At 66.2% G+C, this 25,671-nt stretch carries 21 protein-coding genes and 1 tRNA gene; 17 read left to right on the top strand and 5 right to left on the bottom strand.

Going from position 1 to position 25,671, the window contains the following annotated elements:
- The first annotated feature begins 22 nt into the window (after positions 1-22).
- A complete protein-coding gene (locus tag BUA54_RS12215) occupies positions 23-1,465 on the top strand; it encodes a Glu/Leu/Phe/Val family dehydrogenase (protein WP_072857532.1) in 1,443 nt (480 codons plus the stop codon).
- Positions 1,466-1,647: 182 nt separating this feature from the next.
- On the opposite strand, the gene BUA54_RS12210 is transcribed toward BUA54_RS12215, so the two are convergent.
- Both BUA54_RS12210 and BUA54_RS12205 read right to left on the bottom strand, forming a co-directional pair.
- Entirely contained in the window at positions 1,648-2,697 is a 1,050-nt protein-coding gene (locus tag BUA54_RS12210) for a quinone-dependent dihydroorotate dehydrogenase (RefSeq protein WP_072857531.1), read from the bottom strand.
- Positions 2,698-3,033 carry a DUF952 domain-containing protein gene (locus tag BUA54_RS12205; RefSeq protein ID WP_072857530.1) on the bottom strand — a complete coding sequence of 112 codons (336 nt, stop codon included), beginning with the start codon at positions 3,031-3,033 and terminating at the stop codon, positions 2,698-2,700.
- 182 nt (positions 3,034-3,215) lie between these two features.
- On the opposite strand from BUA54_RS12205, the gene BUA54_RS12200 reads away from it, so the two are divergent.
- On the top strand, positions 3,216-4,772 hold the full coding sequence (locus BUA54_RS12200) for a bifunctional metallophosphatase/5'-nucleotidase (protein WP_072857529.1): 1,557 nt from the start codon (positions 3,216-3,218) through the stop codon (positions 4,770-4,772).
- A 60-nt stretch (positions 4,773-4,832) separates the two neighbouring features.
- Here BUA54_RS12200 and BUA54_RS12195 read toward each other — a convergent pair whose 3' ends face one another.
- Positions 4,833-5,951, bottom strand: coding sequence for a DcaP family trimeric outer membrane transporter (locus tag BUA54_RS12195; protein ID WP_072857528.1), 1,119 nt, complete (start codon positions 5,949-5,951; stop codon positions 4,833-4,835).
- A gap of 307 nt (positions 5,952-6,258) precedes the next feature.
- Between BUA54_RS12195 and BUA54_RS12190 the strand changes: the two genes are divergently transcribed.
- Positions 6,259-6,921, top strand: coding sequence for an SOS response-associated peptidase (locus tag BUA54_RS12190; protein WP_072857527.1), 663 nt, complete (start codon positions 6,259-6,261; stop codon positions 6,919-6,921).
- Here the strand turns inward: BUA54_RS12190 and BUA54_RS12185 are convergent.
- On the bottom strand, positions 6,915-7,295 hold the full coding sequence (locus BUA54_RS12185) for a hypothetical protein (protein ID WP_072857526.1): 381 nt from the start codon (positions 7,293-7,295) through the stop codon (positions 6,915-6,917). The two genes, BUA54_RS12190 and BUA54_RS12185, sit on opposite strands and share 7 nt — an antisense overlap.
- 130 nt (positions 7,296-7,425) lie before the next feature.
- Between BUA54_RS12185 and BUA54_RS12180 the strand changes: the two genes are divergently transcribed.
- From BUA54_RS12180 to BUA54_RS12165, 4 genes are all read left to right on the top strand, one after another.
- Positions 7,426-7,499, top strand: a tRNA-Gly gene (locus tag BUA54_RS12180).
- Between the two features lie 112 nt (positions 7,500-7,611).
- Positions 7,612-9,405 carry an ABC transporter transmembrane domain-containing protein gene (locus BUA54_RS12175; protein ID WP_072857525.1) on the top strand — a complete coding sequence of 598 codons (1,794 nt, stop codon included), beginning with the start codon at positions 7,612-7,614 and terminating at the stop codon, positions 9,403-9,405.
- Between the two features lie 104 nt (positions 9,406-9,509).
- The gene (locus BUA54_RS12170; protein WP_072857524.1) at positions 9,510-11,393 is read left to right on the top strand and encodes an acyl-CoA synthetase; all 1,884 of its coding nucleotides are present in this window, start codon (positions 9,510-9,512) and stop codon (positions 11,391-11,393) included.
- Positions 11,394-11,581: 188 nt separating this feature from the next.
- Complete coding sequence (locus BUA54_RS12165) at positions 11,582-12,004, top strand: hypothetical protein (protein ID WP_072857523.1); 423 nt, start codon at positions 11,582-11,584, stop codon at positions 12,002-12,004.
- A 3-nt stretch (positions 12,005-12,007) separates the two neighbouring features.
- Here the strand turns inward: BUA54_RS12165 and BUA54_RS12160 are convergent, their stop codons facing one another.
- Complete coding sequence (locus BUA54_RS12160) at positions 12,008-12,574, bottom strand: cupin domain-containing protein (RefSeq protein WP_072857522.1); 567 nt, start codon at positions 12,572-12,574, stop codon at positions 12,008-12,010.
- 208 nt (positions 12,575-12,782) lie between these two features.
- Between BUA54_RS12160 and gabT the strand changes: the two genes are divergently transcribed.
- The 10 genes from gabT (at position 12,783) to BUA54_RS12110 (ending at position 25,568) form a co-directional block, all read left to right on the top strand.
- Complete coding sequence (gabT, locus tag BUA54_RS12155) at positions 12,783-14,189, top strand: 4-aminobutyrate--2-oxoglutarate transaminase (RefSeq protein ID WP_084114372.1); 1,407 nt, start codon at positions 12,783-12,785, stop codon at positions 14,187-14,189.
- Positions 14,190-14,380: 191 nt separating this feature from the next.
- Positions 14,381-15,352 (top strand): carbon-nitrogen hydrolase family protein, encoded by a 972-nt coding sequence (locus BUA54_RS12150; protein ID WP_072857521.1) that lies wholly within the window; start codon positions 14,381-14,383, stop codon positions 15,350-15,352.
- Between the two features lie 84 nt (positions 15,353-15,436).
- Entirely contained in the window at positions 15,437-18,214 is a 2,778-nt protein-coding gene (locus BUA54_RS12145; protein WP_084114370.1) for an aminotransferase class I/II-fold pyridoxal phosphate-dependent enzyme, read from the top strand.
- Between the two features lie 14 nt (positions 18,215-18,228).
- The gene (locus BUA54_RS12140; RefSeq protein ID WP_072857520.1) at positions 18,229-19,689 is read left to right on the top strand and encodes a biotin carboxylase; all 1,461 of its coding nucleotides are present in this window, start codon (positions 18,229-18,231) and stop codon (positions 19,687-19,689) included.
- A 2-nt stretch (positions 19,690-19,691) separates the two neighbouring features.
- Positions 19,692-20,663 (top strand): C45 family autoproteolytic acyltransferase/hydrolase, encoded by a 972-nt coding sequence (locus tag BUA54_RS12135; RefSeq protein WP_072857519.1) that lies wholly within the window; start codon positions 19,692-19,694, stop codon positions 20,661-20,663.
- A gap of 88 nt (positions 20,664-20,751) precedes the next feature.
- Positions 20,752-21,129 carry a 4-carboxymuconolactone decarboxylase gene (pcaC, locus tag BUA54_RS12130; protein WP_072857518.1) on the top strand — a complete coding sequence of 126 codons (378 nt, stop codon included), beginning with the start codon at positions 20,752-20,754 and terminating at the stop codon, positions 21,127-21,129.
- A complete protein-coding gene (locus BUA54_RS12125; protein ID WP_072857517.1) occupies positions 21,126-22,190 on the top strand; it encodes a 3-carboxy-cis,cis-muconate cycloisomerase in 1,065 nt (354 codons plus the stop codon). Before pcaC ends, BUA54_RS12125 begins: the two co-directional genes overlap by 4 nt.
- A gap of 72 nt (positions 22,191-22,262) precedes the next feature.
- Entirely contained in the window at positions 22,263-23,378 is a 1,116-nt protein-coding gene (locus BUA54_RS12120) for a Do family serine endopeptidase (RefSeq protein ID WP_143155413.1), read from the top strand.
- Positions 23,379-23,553: 175 nt separating this feature from the next.
- Positions 23,554-24,225 (top strand): response regulator, encoded by a 672-nt coding sequence (locus BUA54_RS12115; protein ID WP_072857655.1) that lies wholly within the window; start codon positions 23,554-23,556, stop codon positions 24,223-24,225.
- Positions 24,222-25,568, top strand: coding sequence for a sensor histidine kinase (locus BUA54_RS12110; protein ID WP_072857515.1), 1,347 nt, complete (start codon positions 24,222-24,224; stop codon positions 25,566-25,568). The genes BUA54_RS12115 and BUA54_RS12110 overlap by 4 nt, the downstream gene beginning before the upstream one ends.
- Positions 25,569-25,671 lie beyond the last annotated feature (103 nt).

Below are 25,671 nucleotides of genomic sequence, written 5' to 3'. Positions count from 1 at the left end.
CGGCATCAGGGAAGGAAAACAGATGACCCAGACCGACACGGCTCAGCCCGAACCCAGCTTTCGCGAATCCGTCGACATCATGTTCAACCGTGCGGTCAAGCTGATGGATCTCTCGCCGGGGCTGGAAGAGAAGATCCGGGTCTGCAACGCCACATATGTCGTGCGTTTCGGGGTCCGCCTGCGCGGGGCGATCCATACCTTCACCGGCTACCGGTCTGTGCATTCGGAACACATGGAACCGGTCAAGGGCGGCATCCGCTATGCCCTGACCGTTCACCAGGACGAGGTCGAGGCGCTGGCCGCCCTGATGACCTACAAATGCGCGCTGGTCGACGCCCCCTTCGGCGGATCCAAGGGCGGGCTCTGCATCAACCCGCGCGACTGGGACGATCACGAGCTGGAGCAGATCACCCGCCGCTTCGCCTATGAGCTGATCAAGCGCGACTTGATCAATCCGGCCCAGAACGTCCCCGCCCCCGACATGGGGACCGGGGAACGCGAGATGGCCTGGATCGCCGATCAGTACAAGCGGATGAACACCACCGACATCAACGGCGCCGCCTGCGTGACCGGCAAGCCGATCAACTCCGGCGGCATCCAGGGCCGGACCGAGGCGACCGGGCGCGGCGTGCAGTTCGCCCTGCGCGAATTCTTCCGCCACCCCGAGGATGTGGCCAAGGCGAAGCTGTCCGGCAAGCTGGACGGCAAGCGCGTCATCGTGCAGGGCCTTGGCAACGTGGGCTACCACGCCGCCAAGTTCCTGAGCGAGGAGGACGGCTGTATCGTCACCGGCATCATCGAACACGACGGCTCTCTCTACGCCGAGAAGGGCCTGAACGTGGAGGATGTGAAGCAGTGGATCGCGGGTCACGGCGGGGTGACGGGCTATCCCCACGCGGTCCATGACGCCGAGGGTGCGACCCTGCTGGAACACGACTGCGACATCCTGATCCCCGCGGCGCTGGAGGGAGTGCTGAACATCGGCAACGCGGCCCGGATCAAGGCGCCGCTGATCATCGAGGCGGCCAACGGTCCGACGACCGCCGGTGCCGACGACATCCTGCGCAACAAGGGCGTGGTCATCATTCCGGACATGTACGCCAATGCGGGCGGTGTGACCGTGTCCTATTTCGAGTGGGTCAAGAACCTGTCCCACATCCGCTTCGGCCGGATGCAGCGTCGGGCCGAGGAGGCGCGTCACGAACTGATCGTGGCCGAGCTGGAGCGTCTGGACGACATGCTGGAACACCGCTGGTCGATGACGCCGAACTTCAAGGAGAAGTACCTGCGCGGCGCGGATGAATTGGAACTCGTCCGCTCGGGCCTCGATGACACGATGCGCACGGCCTATCAGGCGATGCGGGCCGTCTGGCACGGTCGGGAGGACGTGCAGGACCTGCGCACGGCGGCCTATCTCGTCTCGATCCGCAAGGTAGCCGACAGCTACAGGGCAAAGGGCCTCTGACCCGCGGCCAAGGCGGCCGGCGCGGGAAGGCGCCGATTTTTCTAGAAAAATCGGAAACGACGCCCGACCGCGCCGCGCCGGATTACCTGTCGCCCGACATCAACGCCGGGGGCGCCTTTCGATTTTTCTAGAAAAATCGGCTTCGCCGTCACCCGATGCGATCCGGCTCGCGGAAAAGTCGCCTAGATCCAGTCGGCGCGGCCGGATCCCACGGCATCGGCGACGCTGGCGTGGCCATCCCGTGCCAGCAGATCGTCCATTCCCTGCGCGATCTCGGTCGCGAGACGGATGCCGCCGTAGACGAGACCCGTGTAAAGCTGAACCGCCGAGGCGCCGGCGCGGATCTTCTGGTAGGCCTGTTCGGCCGAGGCCACCCCGCCCACACCGATGATCGGCAGCCGGGTCAGCCCCGCAATCCGCGCCACCACGCGTGTCGACCGGTCGAAGAGCGGCTGGCCGGACAGCCCGCCCTTTTCGTCGCGGTGCGGGCCGTGCAGGCCGTCGCGGGCGACCGTGGTGTTGGTTGCGATCAGGGCCGCGATGCCCGATGCTTCCGCCACCTCCGCAAGGTCCGCGATTTCGGCCTCCGACAGATCCGGCGCGATCTTCAGGAACACCGGCACGGGGCGCGCCAGATCGCGGTTCGCCCGCATGACACCGCTCAGAAGCGCCGACAGCGCGGCCTTGCCCTGCAGGTCGCGCAACCGCTCCGTATTAGGCGAAGACACGTTGACGGTGGCGAAATCGACGTGATCGCCGCAGGTCGTCAGCACCCGTGCGAAATCACCGGCGCGGTCGACGGAGTCCTTGTTGGCGCCGAGGTTCAGGCCGACGATCCCCGCGTGCCCCTTCAGGCGCCGCGCGATCGCCGCGGCCCCGTCGTTGTTGAACCCGAAGCGGTTGATCGCGGCGCCGTCCTCGGTCAGGCGGAACAGCCGCGGCTTCGGATTGCCCTCCTGCGGGCGTGGTGTCGCGGCACCGACCTCGATGAAGCCGAAGCCGCAGCGGGCGAGGGGGCGCAACGCCACGGCATTCTTGTCGAAGCCCGCCGCCAGCCCGACCGGATTAGGCAGGTCAAGGCCCGCGACCGTCGTGCGCAGCCGCGGTGAGGTGACCGGCCCGCCGGACGGCCCCAGCCCCATGTTCAGCGCCTGCAGCGCCAGACCGTGGGCGCGTTCGGGATCGATCTGCTGCAGCGCCAGAAGGGCCAGATCCTCCAGATGGCGGTACATCTAGCCCATGTCCGGGAAGTGGTGCAGCCCGTCGACCAGCGGCAGCGGCCGGTGCCAGACCACGTCGCTGTCCCGCAGCGGGCGATAAAGGTGCGGGAACAGGTCCCCGCCGCGCGACGGCTCCCACCGCAGGTTGTCGCCAAGGCCGTCTGCATCGACGGCGACCAGCAGCAGACCCGGCACATCGGCGAAATGCTTCAGCGCGGTCTCCTCCACCTGGGCGGCGGTCGAGAAATGGATGAAGCCGTCGGCCAGATCGACGGGCGCGCCCTCGGTCGATCCGTCCGCCTGCAGGGCGTCCCATTCGGGCGCGCGAAGGATTTTGTAGATCAGCATGGGGCCGACAGATGACGCAGGGGCCGCGGGAAATCAAGGGGCCGGCGCCTGCCTGTCAATCGGGCGTTACAGGCAGGATCTAGGCAGCCGGCGAAGTGACGCAGGATCAACCTGACCGCGCGTTTGACTTCAACCGGACCCGCGGCCAATCTGCCCGCATGACATCCTAGGGGGACATCCACATGATCGCACGCATCCTTGGCACCACCGCCGCACTGGCCCTGACCGCCAGTGCCGCCAGCGCCGACTACAGCCTGACCATCCTGCACACCAACGACTTCCACGACCGGTTCGAGCCGATCAGCAAGTACGACGGCCCCTGCGCGCCCGAGGACAACACCGCCGGCGACTGCTTCGGCGGCGAGGCGCGTCTGGTCACGGCGCTGGAACAGGCGCGGGCCGAGAACGACAACACAATCCTCGTGGACGGCGGCGACCAGTTTCAGGGCACGCTGTTCTACACCCAGTACAAGGGCACGATGACCGCCGAGTTCATGAACAAGCTGGGCTACGACGCGATGACCGTGGGCAACCACGAATTCGACGACGGCCCCGAAGTGCTGGGCGCCTTCGTCGATGCGGTCGACTTCCCGATCCTGATGTCGAATGCCGACATCTCGGGCGAGGCGCTGCTGGCCGACAAGATCGTGAAATCGACGGTCATCGAGAAGAAGGGCGAGAAGATCGGCCTGATCGGCCTGACCCCCGTCGATACGGACGAGCTGTCCAGCTCCGGCCCCAACGTGATCTTCACCCAGCCCGCCGACGCGGTGCAGGGAGAGGTCGACAAGCTGACCGCCGAGGGCGTGAACAAGATCATCGTCCTGTCGCACTCGGGCTACCTCGTCGATCAGGACGTGGCGGCGAACACGACCGGCGTCGACGTGATCGTGGGCGGCCACGACAACACCCTGCTGGGCGACATGGAAGGCGCCAAGGGCAAGTATCCGACCATGGTCGGCGACACCGCCATCGTGCAGGCCTATGCCTACGGCAAGTATCTGGGCGAGCTGAACGTGACCTTCGACGATGACGGCGTCATCACCGAGGCCTCTGGCCAGCCGCTGCTGATGGATGCCGCGGTGGCCGAGGATCAGCCGACCGTCGATCGCATCGCCGAACTGGCCAAACCGCTGGAGGAGATCCGCAACGAGGTCATCGGCGAGACGACCGAGGCCGTCGACGGCAGCCGCGACGTCTGCCGGGCGATGGAATGTTCCGGCGGCAACCTGATCGCCGACGCCATGCTGGCGCGGGTGAAGGATCAGGGCATCCAGGTCGCGATCACCAACGGCGGCGGCATCCGGGCCGGCATCGACGCGGGCGAGGTGACCAAGGGCGAGGTGCTGACCGTTCTGCCGTTCCAGAACACCCTGTCGACCTTCGAGGTGCCGGGGCAGGTCCTGCTGGAAGCGCTGGAAAACGGCGTGTCCGAAATGGAGGAGGGCGGCGGCCGCTTCCCGCAGGTCGCGGGCATGACCTTCACCGTCGATCCGGCGGCAGAGGTGGGCAGCCGCATCAGCGACGTGATGGTTGACGGCGCGCCACTCGATCCGGCGGCGACCTACGGCGTGGTGTCGAACAACTTCGTGCGCAACGGCGGCGACGGCTACAAGATGTTCCAGTCGGCTGCGAATGCCTATGACTTCGGCCCCGATCTGGCGGATGTCGTGGCGGATTACATTGCCGAAAACGGCGCCTACACGCCCTATACCGATGGCCGCATCACGGTGAACTGAGGCCATCCCGGCCTCGCGGAAGACGGCGCCCCGGTGCGGACCGGGGCGCCTTTTTCATGGTCAGAAGTCGATCTGGACCGAGGTCTGGATGCGATCCACGTCGTAGGACGCGCCGCCAAAGGTATCGCGTGTGCCGTGGAAATATTCGGCCCCGACCCAGGTGTTTTCCAGCACCTGATACCGCGCGTTCAAATGCGCGGAGGTCAGCGTCTCTGTATCGTCCGCGCCCTGACCCGTATCGTTCTCGCGCCAGCCGTAGATCGCGCGCAGGGTCAGCTTTTCGCCAACCGCCTGCGTCAGGCCGATGTAGGCCGCCTGCATCTCGACCGGATCGCCGGCGGCGTCCAGATCGTCGCCACCGAAGACCATGTAGCTGTTGATCCCCTCGCCGAAGGTATAGGACGCATCGACGCTGGCCCCGTCCCACAGCTGCGCCGTGGTCGACAGGTTGATGCCGTAGACGTCCGCGCTGCCGCCGCTGGCGGTGTTTACCGTGCCGGTCAGGGCGGATGCGCGCAGCAGCAGCGGATCGGTGTCATAGGCCAGCGCCGCGATCAGCACCGGATCGTCGCTGTCGCCGTTCGATTCCTCGATCGACCCGGTCAGCGAAAGGCTGTTCGGCATCTCGTAGGTGTAGGCGACCTGTTCCTGCCGGGCGAAGGGGATGCCGGCGACGCCCTGGAAATCCAGCGTCACGGGGTAGGACGACAGCGGCATGAACTGGGTCCAGTACTGCCCGACGCGCAGCCCGCCCAGCGTTGCCGTGGCGTGACGCAGGCGCGGCTCGATTTCGTCGGCACCGTAGAAGTCGATCTCGACCTGCGTGCCAAGTTCGCCCAGATCGGTCTGCGTGGTGGTCCGGAATCCCAGCCGCGTCTGACGCACGGTGGCGTTGAAGAAGTCGCCGGTCGGGCTGGCGGCGCCGATGCCGTTCAGGCCGAAGGTCGTGTCACCCAGCTCGTAGCCGAAGTCGTAGATCAGATCGAGCTTGGCGAAGCCGTAGAACTCCAGCGTCGTGCCTGTGTCCGCGCCAAAGGCCGTCGGCGCCGACGGCGCGCTTTCCAGCGCTGCGATCCGCGCTTCCAGCGCGGCGATTCGGGTCGCGTCGTCCTGTGCCGCGGCCACCGTGGCGATTGGCAGCAGGGTCGTCGCCAAAAGAAGATGTGTCTTCCGGATCATCGAAGGGACCTTTCATGGTTTGAGGGGTGAGCCCGTCGTCCATGCCAGCCGGCCTGTCCGTGGGACCACCGCCCGTGGCCGGGAAAACACAGGAGTGTTGCCCGCAGGCCGCGTTTCTGCGGGTGCGGGTGACGGTTTGTCGCGACCTGCGGCCGGTCATGCCGGCCAATGTCAGGCGATCCGGCAGCGCGATCGGCCCCCGCCAAAAGGCAAAGGCCTCAAGCTGGGCCCAACCGCCACCGGCGATTCGTCCGGCACAGGCCGCAGGGGACTGGCACATATCGCGGGACCTGCCTACAGTCCCGGCATGTGCGGACGCATGGCGATCACCCTTCCTCATGATGCGATGGCGCAGGTCTTTGCCGCGGCACCCGCCAACGACCTGCCCAAGACGCCTGACTACAACGTCTGCCCCACCCAGACGGTCCATGTCGTGACGGCGGGCGACGGGCAGCGCCGCCTGCGCCCCATGCGCTGGGGCTTCGTGCCGCACTGGTACGACAAGCTGTCCGGCGGCCCGTTGCTGATCAACGCCCGGTCAGAAACGATCGCGGAAAAGCCCGCCTTTCGCGCCGCCGTGCGTGAACGGCGCTGCCTGATCGTGGCCAGCGGCTTCTACGAATGGCACCGGGTGAAGGGAGAGGTGCCCCAGCCTTGGTACGTCACCCACAGCGACGGCGCGCCGATGGCGATGGCGGGGATCTGGCAGGACTGGTCGAAAGGCGACGCGCCGCTCGCCACCTGCGCCGTCGTCACCTGCGGCGCCAATGCGGCGATGGCGCCGATCCACGACCGCCTGCCGGTCATCCTGCCGCCCGACGACTGGCCCCTCTGGCTGGGCGAGGCGGGGCACGGCGCGGCACCTTTGATGAAGGCTGTGGCCGATGATGTGCTGACGTTCACGAAGGTTTCGACAGTCGTCAATTCCAACCGTGCGCAGGGTCCTGACCTGCTTACGGCAATTCAGTAGCTGTCCGGTGCCGTACCTTGGATCAGGCGCGCCTTCACCCCGGAACCATGATAGTAATAATAATTGTCTCCACTGCGCCGAGCCACATAGACGTCGCCAGCGTTGAAGTCCTTAAAAGGCCCGCTGGTGCGGCCCGAGCGGATGACTTCACTCAGCTTATAAGAATTACTACTCATTGGCTTGTAGTAAAAATACAGGTCCGTCGTTGTGTTGTTGGTGACGAAAATCTGCTGCCCCGCGCAGTAATACATATCGTTTGGAACAAAGCCGTTAATTTCGGCCGTAAGGTAATGGTCATTGGGACCACAGGATTGGGCCGCGGCACCCGATACACTGCCGCAAAGCATGATGAGCGCAAGAAATATGTATTTCATGGTGGATCTCGTTCTAGACAACACATGTGATATGCCTTGCCATGCCGCACCATCTGGGCAATTTCGTGACCGGGATCGGCCGAATAAGGGGTTGCGGGGGGGGCTTGCACCGAATTATACGGTTGGCGACGCGGGCGTTGTGTAATGGTAAGACCTCAGCCTTCCAAGCTGATGACACGGGTTCGATTCCCGTCGCCCGCTCCACCGCCTCCCTCGATCATGCCAGCCGAACCCGGCATCGCGCCCCAGTGCGTTTTGCTTGTGTCGCAAGCCGCGCGGTTTTATGTCCGATCCATTGCAAGCAGGACGGAACACCATGGCCGACGCGCCCCAAGCCATTGACGCGGAACGCGCCAAGTCGAAGAACATGGGCGCGCTGCGCCAGCTCTGGCCGTTCCTCGCACCCTACCGCCGCCTGATGCTGCTGGCCGCCAGCGCCCTGACCCTGACCGCCATCGTCTCGCTGATCCTGCCTCTGGCCGTACGCCGGGTGGTCGACAACTTCGACGTGACCGCCGGTCAGATCCTCGACCGCTACTTCGCGATTGCGCTCGCCGTGGCGGCGCTGCTCGCCGTGGGCACGGCGCTGCGCTACTACCTCGTCACGCGGCTGGGCGAGCGTGTGGTGGCCGATATCCGCACCGCCGTCTTCGACCGGATGATCGGCATGTCCCCCGCCTTCTTCGAAAACATCATGACCGGCGAGGTGCTCAGCCGCATTACCACCGACACGACGCTGATCCTGTCGGTCATCGGCTCCTCCGTCTCGATCGCGCTGCGCAACGCGCTGATCTTCGCAGGCGGCCTCGTGCTGATGATGTTCACCTCGTTCAAGCTGACCGGCCTCGTGCTGCTGCTGGTGCCCGCCGTCATCGTGCCGATCGTCGTGCTGGGGCGCCGCCTGCGCAAGCTCAGTCGCGAAAATCAGGACTGGATCGCGCAATCCTCCGGCAATGCGTCAGAGGCGCTGCTGTCGGTCCAGACCGTGCAGGCCTTCACCCATGAGGACCTGAGCCGCCGCAAATTCTGGGAGGTGACGGAAAAGAGCTACCGCGCCGCCCGCACCCGGATCGGCGTCCGCGCATGGATGACGGCCATCGTGATCTTCTTGATCTTCGCAGGCATCGTCGGCGTGTTGTGGATCGGCGCCCACGACGTGCGCGGCGGGGTGATGAGCGTGGGCGAACTGGTGCAGTTCGTCATCTACTCCGTCATGGTTGCCGGCGCAGTCGGCGCCCTGACAGAAGTCTGGGGCGAGCTGCAGCGCGCCGCTGGCGCCACCGAACGGCTGGTCGAACTGCTGAACGCGAAGGATGCGGTCGCCGATCCCGTAACGCCGACGCCGGTGCCGGATGCGACACGCGGGCAGATCGTCTTCGACGACGTGACCTTTCACTATCCCGGCCGGCCCACCGTGGCCGCCCTCGACCACGTCAGCCTGATCGTCGAACCCGGAGAAACCGTAGCCCTCGTCGGCCCCTCCGGGGCGGGCAAGACGACGATCATTCAGCTGTTGCAGCGGTTCTACGACCCGAACGACGGCGCGATCCGCCTCGACGGGGTGGACCTGCGCGACATGGACCGCGGCGCCTTCCGGCACCAGCTTGCGCTCGTGCCGCAGGATCCGGTGATCTTCGGTGACACGGCGCGGGAAAACATCCGCTTCGGCCGCCCCGATGCCACGGATGCAGAGGTCGAATCCGCCGCCCGCGCCGCCGCCGCCCACGATTTCCTGACCGCCCTGCCGGAAGGCTACGAATCCTACGTGGGCGAACGCGGCGTCATGCTGTCTGGCGGTCAGAAGCAGCGGATCGCCATCGCCCGCGCCATCCTCCGCGACGCACCGGTGCTGCTGCTGGACGAGGCGACAAGTGCCCTCGACGCGGAAAGCGAACGCCTCGTGCAGGCCGCCGTCGACGAGCTTGCCAGCACCCGCACCACCCTGATCGTGGCGCATCGGCTGGCGACGGTGAAGAAGGCCGACCGCATCCTGGTGTTCGAGGGCGGGCGCATCGTCGCCACCGGCACCCACGACAGCCTCGTGGCCGAGGACGGGCTTTATGCCAGGCTTGCCCGGCTGCAGTTCACGGCCGGTCTGGCCGCCGAGTAACCAAATATCGTGGCGTCAGACTTGAAGCCCCCTGCGGTTTTCGTCCAGTGTCGCCGGGCAATGACAGGCCGGTGAACGGCCGCCGAGGTTCTGGGAGGAACACCATGGGATATGCAAGCCGCGCCGACGCCGAGGCCTTGGAGGCGACAAGCTGGGCCGACCGCGACATGCCCGTCACGACCTTCGCGCAGCTGACCCGCACCGCCGCCCGCTTTGCGGACCGGCCCGCCGTGACCTTCCAGCTTGAATCCGGCCCCAAGAGTCCCGCGGAAACCCTGACCTGGCAGCAGACGCTGGACCGGACCACCCAGACGGCGAACCTGTTCCGCAGCCTCGGGATCCGCGAGGGCGATGTCGTGGCCTACATGCTGCCGAACTGTACAGAGGCGGTGCTGACCTATTTCGGCGGCCAGATCGCGGGTATCGTGAACCCGATCAACCCGTTGCTGGAACCGGCGCAGATCGCCGCCATCCTGCGCGAAACCGGCGCCAAGGTGCTGGTCACGATGAAATCCTTCCCCAAGTCCGACGTTGCGCAAAAGGCCGCCGCCGCCGTGGCGCTGGCCCCCGGCGTCAGCCATGTGATCGAGGTCGACCTGCACCGCTACCTTACGGGTGCGAAAAAGCTGATCGTGCCCTGGATCCGGCCCAAGAACGCCGCCGACCACAAGGCCAAAATCATCGACTTTGAAAAGGCTGTGCGCAAGCAGCCGAGGACGCTCCAGTTCATCGACAGTCCCACCGACCGGGTCGCCGCCTATTTCCACACCGGCGGCACCACGGGGATGCCCAAGGTCGTCCAGCACCTCTATTCCGGCATCATTTACAACGGCTGGCTGGGGGCCGAACTGCTGTTCACGGAACAGGACGTGCAGATCTGCCCGCTGCCGCTGTTCCACGTCTTCGCCACCATCGTCTCGCTCGGCGCTTCGATGTCGTCCGGCGCGCATATCGTCTTCCCGACGCCGCAGGGCTACCGCGGGGCAGGGGTCTTCGACAACTTCTGGAAGCTGATCGAACGGCACAAGGTGACGTTCATGATCACCGTGCCCACCGCCATGTCCGCCCTGATGCAGCGCCCGGTGGATGCCGACATCTCCTCGCTGAAGCTCGCCTTCTGCGGCTCCGCCCCGCTGCCGCTGGAACTCTACCGCCGGTTCGAGGAAGCGGCCGGCGTCACCATCTGCGAAGGCTATGGCCTGACCGAGGCGACCTGCCTCGTGTCCATCAACCCGCCGCAGGGCACCAAGAAGATCGGCTCGATCGGCATCCCGTTCCCCTACACCCGGGTGCGGATCATGGACGTGGAAAAGCATACCGCCTGCGGCACCGACGAGATCGGAGAGATCTGCGTCGCCAATCCCGGCGTGTTCCGCGGCCATACCTACACCGACCCGGACAAGAACAAGAACCTGTTCTACGCCGACGACGACCACGCCGCGGCCTTCCTGCGCACGGGCGATCTGGGCCGGATCGACGCCGACGGCTACGTCTGGATCACCGGGCGCGCCAAGGATCTGATCATCCGCGGCGGCCATAACATCGACCCGGCAGAGATCGAGGAGGCGCTGGCCGGCCACGACGCCGTGGCCTTCGCCGGTGCGATCGGCCAGCCCGACGCCCACGCGGGAGAGATCCCCTGCGCCTACGTCGAACTCGTCAGCGGCGCCACGGTGACAGAGGCGGAACTGCTTGACTACGCCAAGGGCAAGATCAACGAACGCGCGGCGCACCCGCGCCACCTCGAGATCATGGGCGAGTTGCCGAAGACCGCCGTCGGCAAGATCTTCAAGCCCGAACTGCGCCGCCGGGCGATCACCCGCGTCTTCGATGCGGCGCTGGCAGATGCGGGCGTCGCGGCCACCGTCGCCTCGGTGACCGAGGACAAGAAGCTGGGCCTCGTCGCCCATATCTCCGGCGCCGCCTCGCGCGATCAGGTCGCGACGGTCCTGTCCAACTTCACCACCGCCTGGGACATGGCCGACTGACGGCCCATCCCGGTTCGATCAGGCCCCATAGCGCGGGGCCCCCGTTCACCTGACCGGCAAACGCCCGCCGGAGGCTCCGGCGCCGCCATGGGTCCGCGACCGGCGACCTTGCGCCACCCCGCGCCGCGCCGTCTTGCGACGCTGCCGCATGCCGCCGATGATCGCGGACATCATTGAAAGGATCTATCATGCTGTGGTTTGCCATCGCCTGCCAGATGGGGCTTTGCACGGACCGCAGGCCGCCGCCCACGACAGAGCCCTATGTGCTGACGGACGACGGCGGCGGGCAGCTGATCAGTGCCGAGGCCGACCGCGCCGATCTGCTGAGATGGGGCGGGCGGGTCGAAATCCGCGGCTTCTGCCGGTCGGCCTGCGTGATCTTCACGACGCTGCCCAATGCCTGCCTCGGGCCCGGCGCATCCGTCGGGTTCCACGGGTCCAACGTGAACCAGGGGCCGATCGGCAACCAGCAGATGGCGCGTTATCTGCGGGGCGAGGCGCAGCGGCGCTATCTGGCGAAATGGCAGTACATTCCGCCGACCAAGATCCACAAGATGAAGGCCGTGGACTACGTCAAACTCGATCCGCAGGTCCGGATCTGCGACCACTGACCGCTAGAAGCTCGGCGGCGTGCAGGCGCTGATCACCTCGCAGACCGCATCGCCCGGATTGCGGAACCGGTGCGGCAGGCGGCTGTCGAAGATATAGCCGTCGCCCGCCGCCAGCACCGCCACCGCGCCGTCGACGGTCACCTCGATTTCGCCGGTCACGACGATGCCCGCTTCCTCGCCTGCGTGGCTCAGCAATTCGGGACCGGTATCGGCACCCGGCGGATAGGTCTCGTGCAGCAGCTGCAGCGCGTGTTCCGCCGCCCGGCCCAGCTGGCGCAGGGACACGTGCGGGCGCGGATCGGCGTCCTGTGGCGCGATCTCGTGGAACTGGTCCGCCTTGAAAAAGAAGCGGGGCGCTTCGGCCGGGGCCGGGTCCGGCGGAGTGAAGAACTCTGCCATGCTGATCGGGATCGCGTCCAGCAACGACTTCAGCGACGCGACGGAGGGCGAGGTCCTGTTCTTCTCGATCAGGCTGATCGTGCCGTTGGTCAGCCCTGCGCGGGCCGCCAGTTCGCGCTGGGACAGACCGTGCCGTTCGCGCAGGGTCCGCAACCGTTCACCGATGTCCAAAAGGGCCTCCCTCCACGCGCGACCGCGACGGCGTCGCCGGTCTGACGGCATTTAGGCAACGATGTCCTGCGGTGATCAAGCGAAAACGGCGCGGGGTCGCTTCCAGACCATTCGTGACGCAAAATGGAACGAATTGCCGGTCTGGCAATTATATTAAACAGGCAGCACTAGGATTCTAGACACCTCTGGCTCGCAAAGGACGGCGCGCATGACCAACAAACCCACACCCAGCAAGACCAAGATGAAACCCGCCACGGCCGCACAGGCCGCCACGCGGACGCCGCTGACCGTCGTGCCTGACCTGCCGGTCGAGGCGCAGTCGAACGCCGCCCTGCTGAAGCGGCGCGAGGCGGCCGTGCCCCGCGGCGTCGCCTCTGCCGCACCGGTCTTCGCCAGCTACGCCGAAAATGCAGAGCTGTGGGACGTGGAGGGCAACCGCTACATTGACTTCGTCGGCGGCATCGCGGTGCTGAACACCGGTCACCGTCACCCCAAGGTCATCGCCGCCGCCAAGGCGCAGGAAGACCTCTATACCCACACGTCCTTTCAGGTCGTGCAATACGAACCTTACGTGGCACTGGCAGAGCGTCTGAACGCACTGGCCCCCGGCGAGCACGCCAAGAAGACGCTGCTGGTCACCACCGGCGCAGAGGCGGTCGAGAATGCGGTGAAGATTGCCCGTGCCGCGACCGGTCGCACCGGTGTCATCGCCTTTACCGGCAGCTACCACGGCCGCACCCTGCTGACGCTGGGCCTGACCGGCAAGATCAGCCCCTACAAGAAGGACGTGGGCCCGTTCCCCGCGGACATCTTCCGCGCGCCCTTTCCGAACGCCCGCGACGGCATCACCGTGCAGGATGCGCTGACGGCGCTGAACAACCTGATGCTGACCGACGCCCAGCCCGAACGCATCGCCGCCATCATCATCGAGCCGGTGCTGGGCGAAGGCGGCTACACCCCCGTGCCCTTCGAGATGCTGCAGGCCTTGCGTGCGCTCTGCGACATGCACGGCATCCTGCTGATCGCGGACGAGATTCAGGCCGGTTTCGGCCGGACCGGCAAGTGGTTCGCCGTCGAACATTCCGGCGTCGTACCGGACCTGATCACCGTGGCGAAGTCGATGGCGGGCGGCTATCCCATCGCTGGCGTGATCGGTCGCGCCGACATCATGGACGCGATGATTCCCGGGGGTCTGGGTGGCACCTATGGCGGCAACCCCGTCGCCTGTGCGGCCGCACTCGCCGCCATCGACGTGATCGAGGAGGAGGGTCTGCTGGAGCGGTCCACCCGCATCGGCGAGCACTTCAAGGCGAAGTTCGCCGAGATCGGCGCCCGGGCGGCCCCCTACCGGATGTGGGACATCCGCGGTCTGGGCGGCATGGTGGCTGTCGAATTCGTCAGCAACTTCAATACCGCCGCGCCGGATGCGGACCTGACGAAGCGCGTCGTGGCGCACGCGCTGAAGCGCGGTCTGATCCTGCTGTCCTGCGGCCTGCACGGCAACGCCCTGCGCATCATGGTGCCGCTGACGGCGTCCGATGCGGTGATCGACGAAGGTCTGGCGATCTTCGAAGCGGCGCTGGCCGCGGCGGTGGCCGAGCAGCAGGCGGCGTGACAGCCATGGCGGATCGGCCCGGCGAGCCGGGCCGATCCGGTGGGGGCGCTGCCCCCACACCCCCGAGGTATTTCCGACGAGAAGAAGGGGACGCCGCGGGTTGCCGTGGCGTCCGTTTCCCTTTCGGCTGCTTGCGTGCTAGATGACGGTCAAGCGCGCCCGTCGCGTCACATATCAGAAGTAGACCCGGAATGACCCCCTTCGCGATCGCCGGCGTGCAGATGTACGTCAATGCCCTGCAACCCAATGTCGACGGCATGCTGCAGCGCCTCGACGTGCTGATGGCGCGTTTTCCCTGGACGCAGATGGTGCTGTTTTCCGAACTCGCGCCCTATGGTCCGCTCGACAAGTTCGCGATGGAGCCGCAGAACGAGACGCTGGACCGCTTCTGCGAGGCGGCGCGCAAGCACCGCGTCTGGCTGATCCCCGGATCGATGTTCCTGCGCGCGCCCGACGGACGCATCCTGAACACCGCGGTCGTGATCGACCCGGACGGCAATATAGTGAAGCGCTACGCCAAGATGTTTCCGTTTCGGCCCTACGAGGCGGGCATCAGCGCGGGCACCGAGTTCTGCGTCTTCGACGTGCCGGACGTGGGCCGCTTCGGCCTGTCGATCTGCTATGACATCTGGTTCCCCGAAACGACGCGCCAGCTGACCGCGCAGGGGGTGGAGGTGCTGCTGCACCCGGTCTTGACCGGCACCACCGACCGCGACGCGGAACTGGCCATCGCGCGGGCCACGGCGGCGCAGTTCCAGTGCTACGTCATCGACGTGAACGGCCTTGGCGCGGGCGGCATCGGCAAGTCCTGCGTGGTCGATCCCACGTCGATGGTGCTGCATCAGTCGGGCGGGCAGGAGGACATGTTCCCCATCGAGGTCGACCTCGACATGGTGCGCCGCCAGCGCGAGACGGGGCTGAAGGGGCTGGGGCAGGTCCTGAAATCCTTCCGCGACCGGGACGTCGACTTCAGCGTCTACGACCGCGCCAGCGGCGTCGATTCGTTCCTCAACACGCTGGGGCCGCTGGAAATCCCGCATCAGGGAACCCGGGCCGGCCTGCATGTAGAGGTGCCGGCCGAGGCGGAAATCGGGGTCGAGTACAAAACACCCGCACTAGGTGTTGCAGGCGCGGCGGCTGTCCCCCACACTGGCGGAAGCTGACGCACCACCTTGCCTGCGGCCGGCAAGCGCCGGGCCGCAGGTCCGACACGGTGTCCCGCCAGACCATGACGAGGAACGACCGCTATGCATTCCGTGACCGACTACTATTCCGCAACCCAGCTGCGTGCCGACCGGTGGAGCGAGCTGCGCGAGGTCACGGCGCAGCTGTCGCGCGAGGCGCCGGCCCGGATCAGCCCGACCCTGCGCAGCCAGGCCTCCGAGCTTTTCGAAGGGCTGGCCGAGATCGAAGGGTACTGGGCGTTCCCGGGCATGCAGGTCTTCGCCCACATGCGTCGCCAGTTCGAGCACAACAGCTTTACCGAACTGTCCTACAGCGTGCACCGCACGGCGCGCGCCCTGTCGACGGGGGCCTATCGTCGCCGCCACATTCCGCTGGACCACGACAGCGACGACCGCGAGGAGCATGACGACGAGGCGCTGCTGAGCCCCGAGGTCCGCGCCCTGACCAAGCCCTATTTCGAGGTGCTGATCGTCGACGAGGTCAGCGACGCGCAGGAGCACTGGCTGAAATCCAACGTCCACGCCATGCGTCGGGCCGAAGACCCCTTCGTCTACGAAGCGCTTGTCGTGCCTTCGGTCGAGGACGCGCTGATCGCGGTGCTGTTCAACCACAACATCCAGGCCATCGTGGTGCGGCCGGGCGTGACCCTGCGCTCGCGCTCGCACCATCCGATCCTGGCCCGATTCCTCGAAGGCATTGCCGGGACCGAAAAGCTGAAGGATCTGGAATCCAAGGATTTCGGCCCCGCCCTGTGCCGCCTGATCGACGACGTGCGCCCGGAACTGGACGCCTACCTCGTCACCGAACGGTCGGTCGAGGATATCGCCGGCACGGAACTGGGCGTCTGCCGCCGGGTCTTCTACAATCAGGAAGACTTCATGGAACTGCACCTGAACATCCTGCGGGGCGTGCAGGCGCGCTACAAGACGCCGTTCTTCACGGCGCTGGTGGAATATTCCAAGCAGCCGACGGGCGTCTTTCACGCCATGCCGATCAGCCGCGGCAAGTCGATCACCCGGTCGCACTGGATTCAGGACATGGGCGCCTTCTACGGGCCCAACATCTTTCTGGCCGAAACCTCGGCCACCTCGGGCGGGCTGGACAGCCTGCTGGAACCCCACGGGCCAATCAAGGAGGCACAGGAACTCGCCTCTCGGGCCTTCGGGTCGAAACAGACGTTCTTTGCCACCAACGGCACCTCGACCTGCAACAAGATCGTCGTGCAAGCCCTTGTCAGGCCGGGGGATATCGTGCTGGTCGACCGCGACTGCCACAAGTCGCACCACTACGGCATGGTGCTGGCGGGCGCGCAGGTCTGCTACCTCGACAGCTATCCGCTGAACGAATACTCGATGTATGGCGCGGTGCCCCTGCGCGAGATCAAGCAGCAGCTGCTCGACCTCAAGGCCGCGGGCAAGCTCGATCGTGTGCGGATGCTCTTGCTGACCAACTGCACCTTCGACGGCATCGTCTACAATGTCGAACGGGTGATGGAGGAATGTCTGGCGATCAAGCCCGACCTGATCTTCCTCTGGGACGAGGCGTGGTTCGCCTTCGCCCGGTTCAACCCGACCTACCGCAAGCGCACGGCGATGCGCACCGCCAACAAGATGCGGGCGCGGTTCAAGACCGACGACCACGCCAAGGCCTTTGATGCCCAGCAGAAGATGCTGAAAGGGGCCGATACAAAGACATTGCTCGACACCCGCCTGATCGCCCCGCCGACCGCGCGGATCCGCGTCTATGCCACGCAGTCCACCCACAAGACACTCACGTCCCTGCGGCAGGGGTCGATGATCCATGTCAACGATCAGGACTTCAAGGGCGAGGTGGAGCAGGCCTTCCACGAAGCCTACATGACCCACACCTCGACCTCGCCCAACTACCAGATCATCGCATCGCTTGACGTGGGCCGCCGGCAGGTCGAACTGGAAGGCTTTGAATTCGTTCAAAGACAGCTTGAGGCCGCGATGTCGATGCGGCGCGCCATCGCCAGTCATCCGCTGCTGAAGAAATACTTCAAGGTCCTCAGCCTCGCCGAAATGATCCCGTCGGAATACCGTGCCTCTGGCACCGAGAGCTACTACGACGAGGACCGCGGCTGGATCGACATGCTGGAAGCCTGGGAGGACGACGAATTCGTCCTCGACGCGACGCGCGTGACGCTGGCCGTGGGCGGCACCGGCTGGGACGGCGATACCTTCAAGACCCGGATCCTGATGGACCGCTACGGCATCCAGATCAACAAGACGTCCCGCAACTCCGTCCTGTTCATGACCAACATCGGCACCACGCGGTCCTCCGTCGCCTATCTGATCGAGGTGCTGGTGGAAATCGCACGCTCCCTCGACGACCTGCTGGACGATGCGTCCAAGATGGAACGTCTGGGGTTCGAGCGTCGCGTCGCGAACCTGACGCAGAACTACCCGCCGCTGCCGGATTTCAGCCGTTTCCACGATGCCTTCCGCGCCGACGACGTGACCTCCGAAGGCGACATCCGCACGGCCTACTACCTCGCCTATGACGAAAGCAAATGCGACTACATGGACCTCGACGGGTCACTGAAGCAGGCGCTGGAGGCGGGCAGGGAGGTCGTCTCGGCCAGCTTCATCATCCCCTATCCGCCCGGTTTCCCGATCCTCGTGCCGGGGCAGGTCATCAGTTCGGAAATCCTCGCCTTCATGCGCGCCCTCGACGTGAACGAGATCCACGGCTACCGCGCCGATCTGGGCCTGCGCGTCTTCACGCAAGAGGCGCTTGCCGCGCTGATGCCGCAACAGCAACCCGCATCCAGAAAGAAGATCGCTGACAAGGCCACCGACAAGACCGCCGCAGAATAGCAGAAGGACGATTCATGACCACGACAGTTCTCAAGAACATCTCGGAAATCCGCCGCTTCTTTCACCGCAACGAAGACCCGGTCTATTTCATCTCTGCGACGAACTTCAACCTGCTCGGCCTCGACGAATGGGTCAAGAATTTCAAATACATCTGCTACATCGACTGCTACGGCGGCAAGCATCCCAACGTCTTCTGCCCGTCCGAACAGCCGCACGCGGAATTCCAGTCGATCGAGGATATCAACAACTACCTCCTCCAGCACAAGGAGGTCATCGACTACATCAAGCGGCGCGGCGGCAAGCCGAAGTTCGTGTTCCTGATGTTCGACGAGGAGACTGAGCGGTTGAGCAAGGAGCTGGGCGCCGACGTCTGGTTCCCCAAGGCCAAGCTGCGCCAGTCGATGGACAACAAGATCGAGACCGTGCGCATCGGCAACAAGGCCGGTGTCCCGTCCGTGCCGAACACGCTGGCCGAGGTGAAATCCTACGAGGACCTGCGCAAGACCTGCGAGAAGGCCGGGATCGGCCACGATCTGGTGCTGCAATCGGCCTATGGCGACTCGGGGCACACCACGTTCTTCATCAAGTCCGAGGAGGACTTCCGCCGCCACGAGCACGAGATCGTGGGCGAGGGCGAGATCAAGATCATGAAGCGGATCGACTGCCGCGGATCCGCGATCGAGGCCTGCGCGACGAGCCAGGGCACCATCGTCGGCCCGCTGATGACCGAACTCGTTGGCTTCAAGGACCTGACACCCTATCGGGGCGGCTGGTGCGGGAACGAGATCCTTGCGACCGCCTTCCCGCCCAAGGTGCGCCAGCAGGCCCGCGACATGACCTTCAAGTTCGGCGAGCAGCTGCGGAAGGAGGGGTATCGCGGCTACTTCGAGCTCGACTTCCTGATCGACAAGAAGACCGGCGACCTGTGGCTGGGCGAGCTGAACCCCCGCATCACCGGCTGTTCGTCGATGACCAACCACGCCGCCTTCGCCCATGCGGACGCGCCGCTCTTCCTGTTCCACCTGCTTGAATTCTCGCGTAAAAAATTCAAACTGGACGTCGACGAGCTGAACAGCCGCTGGGCCAACCCGGACATGATCGACAGCTGGTCGCAGATGGTCATCAAGCATACCGCCGACACGGTCGACATCTGCACCGAGGCACCGGAAACCGGCATCTACAAGATGCTGGAGGACGGCCGCGTGGTCTATGACCGCTTCGACTATCACCGCCGCGCGGTGGAATCCGAAAACGAGGCCTTCTTCCTGCGCATCCTGCAGCCCGGCGACTACCGCTACGAAGGGGCCGACATCGGCATCCTCGTGACGCGCGGGCGGTCGATGACCAAGGCGTTCCAGCTGAACGACCGCGCCGCAAAGTGGATCCACGGCATCAAGCAATCTGTCGCGGGCAAGCCGCTGCCCGTCGCCGCCGCCGGTCCGGCCCTCGCCGAACCCGCCTTCAAGATCATGTAGCCATGCTCTGGCGCGCCCTGTCAGAGGATCAGCCCGGCCCCCGATGGGCCGGGCTGTTCGCCGAATACTGGCCCGCCTACCGGCGCTGGTGGCTGAAGGACGGCGAAAACGCGCGGCCGACCTACCTCGAGTGTCACCGGGCGCTGCAGGCACACATGCCGGAACTGGTCCCGCTCTACGACCGGCTCTGCGAACTGGCGGGCGGCGGGGACCATGCCGCGCGCTTCCTGTCGTTCTACAATCCGCCGCCCTACCTCGCCGGATGCTCTCAGGCGATCTGGCCCGGCACCGAACCGGTCATGGTGCGCAACTACGACTACAACCCCGCCGCCTTCGACAGCCTCATCCTGAACACCGACTGGCAGGGCCGCCGCGTCATGGGGGTCAGCGACGGGCTTTGGGGGATCGTCGACGGCGTGAACGACGCGGGCCTTGCCGTCTCGCTCACCTTCGGCGGCCGCCGGGTGGTGGGCAAGGGCTTCGGCGTGCCACTGATCCTGCGCTACATCCTGCAGACCTGCAGCACGGCGCGACAGGCCGGCGCGGTGCTGGCCCGCATTCCAACCCACATGTCCTACAACGTCACCGTGCTGGACGAAAACCGCGACTACCTGACCGCGATGATGGGCCCGGACCGCACCACCCTGATCACCCACAACGCCGTCGCCACCAACCATCAGGAACAGGTGGAATGGATCAGCCACGCCCGTTTCACCGCCACGGTCGAACGCGAGCGCTATCTGCTGCAGCGCCTGACCCTGCACCGCGACCCGGAGGACGTCTTCATCGACGCGTTCCTGAAACCGCCGCTCTATTCCACTGCTTTCGCGGCCGGCTTCGGCACGCTCTACACCGCCGTCTACCGCCCCCGCCTGCGCGAGATGGAAATCCGATGGCCCGGCACCGTCTGGCCCATGTCCATGCACGCCTTCCAGGACAGCGCCCGCCGCGTCGCGATCCCGGGGGCCGCCTGACAGGGTGCCGCGCCCCTTGTCCATCTGACCAAATGAACTCAAAGTCCGGCAGCCAAAGCCACGAACCATCCCCGCGCAGGAGCATCAGATGACCGACCGCCACGCCACCGGCATGCAGACCCGTCGCGCCGTTCTGGGCGACGCCCATGTCGACCGGGCCGAGGCCGCCAAGACCGACTTCGACCAGCCTTTTCAGGACATGATCACCGAAGGCGCCTGGGGCACGCTCTGGGCCTCGGACGCCATCACCCGGCGTGAACGCTCGATGCTGACGCTGGCGCTGCTGGCCGCCACCGGCAACTTCGCGGAAATCCCGATGCACGTTCGCGCCACCGCCCGCACCGGGGCCAGTCCCTCCGACATCCTGCAGGCCTTCATGCATGTCGCGGTCTATGCGGGCGTGCCCAAGGCCAACCACGCGATCAAGCTCGCCAAGGAGACACTGGCCGAGATGGCGGCGGAATGACTTTCGCCAACGCCCTTTACGACGGACTCTTTGCCGATCCGCAGATCGCGACCCTCTGGTCCGCCGAGGCGCAGATCGCCCACATGCGCGCCTTCGAAGCCGCCTTCTCCCGCGCCATGGGACAGGCCGGGCGCTTCGATGCCACCCTTGCCGTGCAGGCCGCCGATCACATCGCTGACTGCACGATCGACGTGGCCACGCTCTCTGCCGGGTGCGCCAGCGACGGCCTGCCCGTGCCAGCGCTGATCAAGCTGCTGAAGGCCGGGGCAGGGAACGCGGGTCAGGCGATTCACACCGGTGCCACGTCGCAGGACGTGCTGGACACGGGCCTGGCGCTGACCCTGCGGGAAACATCCGACCTCATCGACGACCGCCTCGCGGCACTGGCCGCCGGTCTCGTTGATCTGTCGGACCGCTTCGGCGCAGTACCCCTGATGGGCCGCACCCGGATGCAGGCGGCCTTGCCCGTCACCGTGGCCGACCGCATCCGCCTGTGGCGTGCGCCGCTGGTCGACCACCGCGCGCGCCTGACGCTGGCCCGCGCGCAGACCGAACGGCTGTCCCTGTCGGGCCCCACCGGCACCGGCGATTTCACGGATGTGGCAGCACCCATGGCACAGGCCCTCGGCCTGACCACGGCCCCCGTATCATGGCACACCGACCGCAGCGGCATCGTGGAATATGCCAATCTGCTCGCCCTGATCAGCGGCAGCCTTGGCAAGATGGGGCAGGATATCACCCTGATGGCGCAGCAGGGACTGGCAGAGGTCGCCATCGCCGGCGGCGGCAGTTCGTCCGCCATGGCGCACAAGCAGAACCCGATCCTCGCCGAACTCCTCGTCACACTGGCGCGTTTCAATGCGGGGCAGGCGGGGCTGATGCAGCAGGCGATGGTGCACGAACAGGAACGCTCCGGCGCGGCCTGGGCGCTGGAATGGATGGTCCTGCCGCTGATGGCGCAGGCCACGGGCCGCGCCCTGACCGCCGCTGCCGACCTGACGTCGTGCATCACCGGCATGGGCACGCCGGGCCTGCAGGAAGAACCTCACAAAACTGTATAACCACTGTCAGGCAATCGACAGGGCGGGGGTGCATCTGTTCCTCATCGAGTTACAGCATTGAGGATGCCCCAGATGATCACTCCCCTCCGCAGCACCGCAACGGCCCTGTCGCTGGTCGCAGCCCTCGCCGGCACGACCGCGGTCACCGTCGCCCCCAGCGCCGCCCTTGCGGTCCCCGCCGGCGGCTACGGCGACTTGGTCGAGGAGCTCTCGCCCGCCGTCGTCTTCATCGAAGTCACCGAAAAGGCGCAGGACGCCCAGTCCCTCGCCGACGCCCTGCCGCCGGGTTTCCCGCGCGAGGAGCTGGAGCGTCGTTTCGGTCCGATGTTCCAGAACCAGCCCGACGCGGCCCCGCAGCAGGCGCTGGGATCCGGCTTCATCATCTCCAAGGACGGCTACATCGTCACCAACAACCACGTCGTCGACGGGGCCGACACGGTGAAGGTCAAGCTGAACAATGAAAAGGAATACGATGCCAAGGTGATCGGCGTCGATCCCCTGACCGACATCGCCCTGATCAAGATCGATACCGGTGCCGACCTGCCGACCGTGCCATGGGGTGACAGCGACAGCGTGCGCGCCGGTGACGAGGCGGTGGCCATCGGCAACCCCTTCGGCCTTGGCGGCACCGTGACCTCCGGCATCGTGTCGGCTGTCAGCCGCGACATCCACTCCGGCCCCTATGACGACTACATCCAGACCGATGCGGCGATCAACAAGGGCAACTCCGGCGGCCCGCTGTTCAACGCGGACGGTCAGGTGATCGGCGTGAACACGATGATCTTCTCGCCCGGCGGCGGATCGGTCGGCATCGGCTTCGCCGTGCCCTCGGACCTCGTGCAGAAGGTCGTGGCCGACCTGCAGGACGACGGCACCATCGCCCGCGGCTGGCTTGGCGTCCAGATCAAGCCGATGACCGACGAGATCGCCTCCGTGCTGGGCTATGACGCCCCCAAGGGCGCGGTGATCGAGGATGTGAGCGCCGACAGCCCGGCCGCCAAGGCGGGCCTCGAGGATGGCGACATCATCCTGTCCTTCGGCGACAAGGACATCAAGGACGTGGGCAGCCTGACCCGCGCCGTGGCCGATGTGACGCCGGGCACCGACACCAAGGCCGTGGTCCTGCGCCGCGGCAAGGAGATGACGATCGACGTCACCGTCGGCGATCTGGCCAAGAAGGACGCCTGATCCCATGCCACAGCGGGGCGCCGGTGATGCGCCGCGTGCCCCGCGCCTCGGTCCCGTCCGCGATGCACCGGACGGGGCCCGGCCCCGCCCCTGATCAGGGCGGGGCCTTTTTCTTGCCAAGCGGGGCGTTCCGCCCCATCTGTCGAAGGGAACCGCCATGCTGCACGGGAACATGATGAAGATACTCGTGGTCGAGGACGACCGGACCACCGGCCAGTACATCACCCGTGGCCTGCGCGAGGAGGGTCATACCGTCGATCTGGTGGAAAACGGGCGTGACGGTCTGGTGCAGGCCACCGGGTCCGACCATGACGTGATGATCGTGGACTGGATGCTGCCGGAAATCGACGGGCTGACGCTGGTGAAGTCCCTGCGCGGCGCCGGCAACCGCACGCCGGTGCTGTTCCTGACCGCCATGGGGTCCGTCGACGACCGCATCGCCGGGCTGAATGCCGGCGCCGACGACTACCTCGTCAAGCCCTTCGCCTTCGGTGAATTGTCGGCCCGCATCAACGCCTTGGGGCGCAGACCTCGTGTGATGGCGCAAGAGACGGTGCTGCGCGCAGGCGACCTGACCATGGACCTCGTGACCCGCGACGTGGTGCGCGCGGGGCAGAAGCTCGACCTGCTGCCGCGCGAATTCGCGATCCTCGAACACCTGCTGCGCCGCAAGGGACGGATCCAGACCCGCACCATGCTGCTGGAAAATGTCTGGGGCATCAGCTTCGATCCGCAGACCAATGTGGTCGAGACCCACATCAGCCGCCTGCGCGCCAAGGTCGACAAGCCCTTTGCGACCGATCTCATCAAGACCGTGCGCGGCGCGGGCTACCGGATCGAGGCGTGAGCCGCATCGCGACCCTGCTGCGCGCCAGTCCCGTGCGTCTGGCGCTGGGCCTCGTCGCGCTCTTCGCCGTGGTCAGCGTCGCCAGCCTGACCGCCAGCTACACCGCCAGCCGGTCGTCTCTGGACGCCACGATGCGTCGCGATCTGACGCAGGACATCGCCGGATTCCGCGCCGCCCCCTCCGCAGCCGCCCTTGCCGCGCTGGTGACGGCAGAGGCGCGTGTCACCGACCCGAACCGCATGGTGCTGTCCTACGTCACGGCGCAGGGGCAGCGGTTCGGCAACGGCGTTCTGGCGCAGGATCAGGACGGCTATTTCCTGACCGAAATCAACGATCCGGACACCCGCATCGACGGGCAGTATCTGGCGCTGACGACGCCCCTGCGGGGCGGGCAGCTGACCGTCGCGCGGTCCCGGGCAGAGATCGACCAGCTGTGGCGGGTGTTTCGCAACATCGTGCTGCTGTCGCTGCTGCCGACCCTGACGATCGCCCTCGGTGCCGCCCTGATCCTCGCCCGTCGCGCGGCGGGGCAGGTCCGGGTGCTGGGAAACACGCTGGATCAGCTGACCACCGGCAACCTGTCCGCGCGGGTCAACCCGACGCCGCGCTGGTCCGACGACTTTCACCGGATCGGCGCCCGCATCGACCGCATGGCCAGTGCCCAGCAGGCCAGCGTCGACGCGCTCCGGCAGGTCTCCTCGGACGTGGCCCACGACCTCAAGACACCGATCCAGCGCATTTCCGTGCATCTGGACGAACTGTCCGGCATGCCCCTTCCGCCGGACGCCACCGCCCTCGTCGATCAGGCTACGGCAGAGATCGCGGGCGTCGTATCCGTCTTTCACGCCCTGCTGCAGATCGCCCAGATCGAGGCGGGCACGCCGAAAAGCCGCTTTGCCCCGGTCGATCTGGTGCCGCTGGTGCAGACCTTCGCGGAACTCTACGACCCCACGGCGGGCGAGTCGGGGCGTACGCTGGACCTGCAGATCGAGACGGAAACGGCGGTCGTGCTGGGCGACCGCGACCTGCTGGGCCAGATCCTCGCCAACCTGATGGAAAACGCCCTCCGCCATACCGACGACGGCACGCCGATCACCATCGGCCTGCGCCGCGACGGGGCCATCGTCGCGCTCAGCGTCGCGGACCGCGGCCCCGGCATCCCTGCGGGGGAACGCGACAAGGTGCTGCAGCGTCTCTACCGTCTGGATCGCAGCCGGGCGACGCCGGGCAGCGGGCTGGGCCTCAGCCTCGTGTCGGTGATCGCCGACCTGCACGATGCGCGCCTGACGCTGGCGGACAACGACCCGGGTCTTGTCGTGACATTGCGGTTCGCCAGCGTCTGACCGGCGGCGGCAGGGCGCCCCCCCTGTCAGCGTGACGAACGGGCAACGGCACCGGCAAACGGCGTTGCCGCGTCACACGTGCGACATGGTTGCGGGGTGACAT

The organism is Loktanella atrilutea (genome assembly GCF_900128995.1).
In the GTDB taxonomy this organism is placed as follows: domain Bacteria; phylum Pseudomonadota; class Alphaproteobacteria; order Rhodobacterales; family Rhodobacteraceae; genus Loktanella; species Loktanella atrilutea.
Note: the sequence above shows the minus strand (reverse complement) of the source record. Positions and strands in the feature narration are given on the sequence as shown.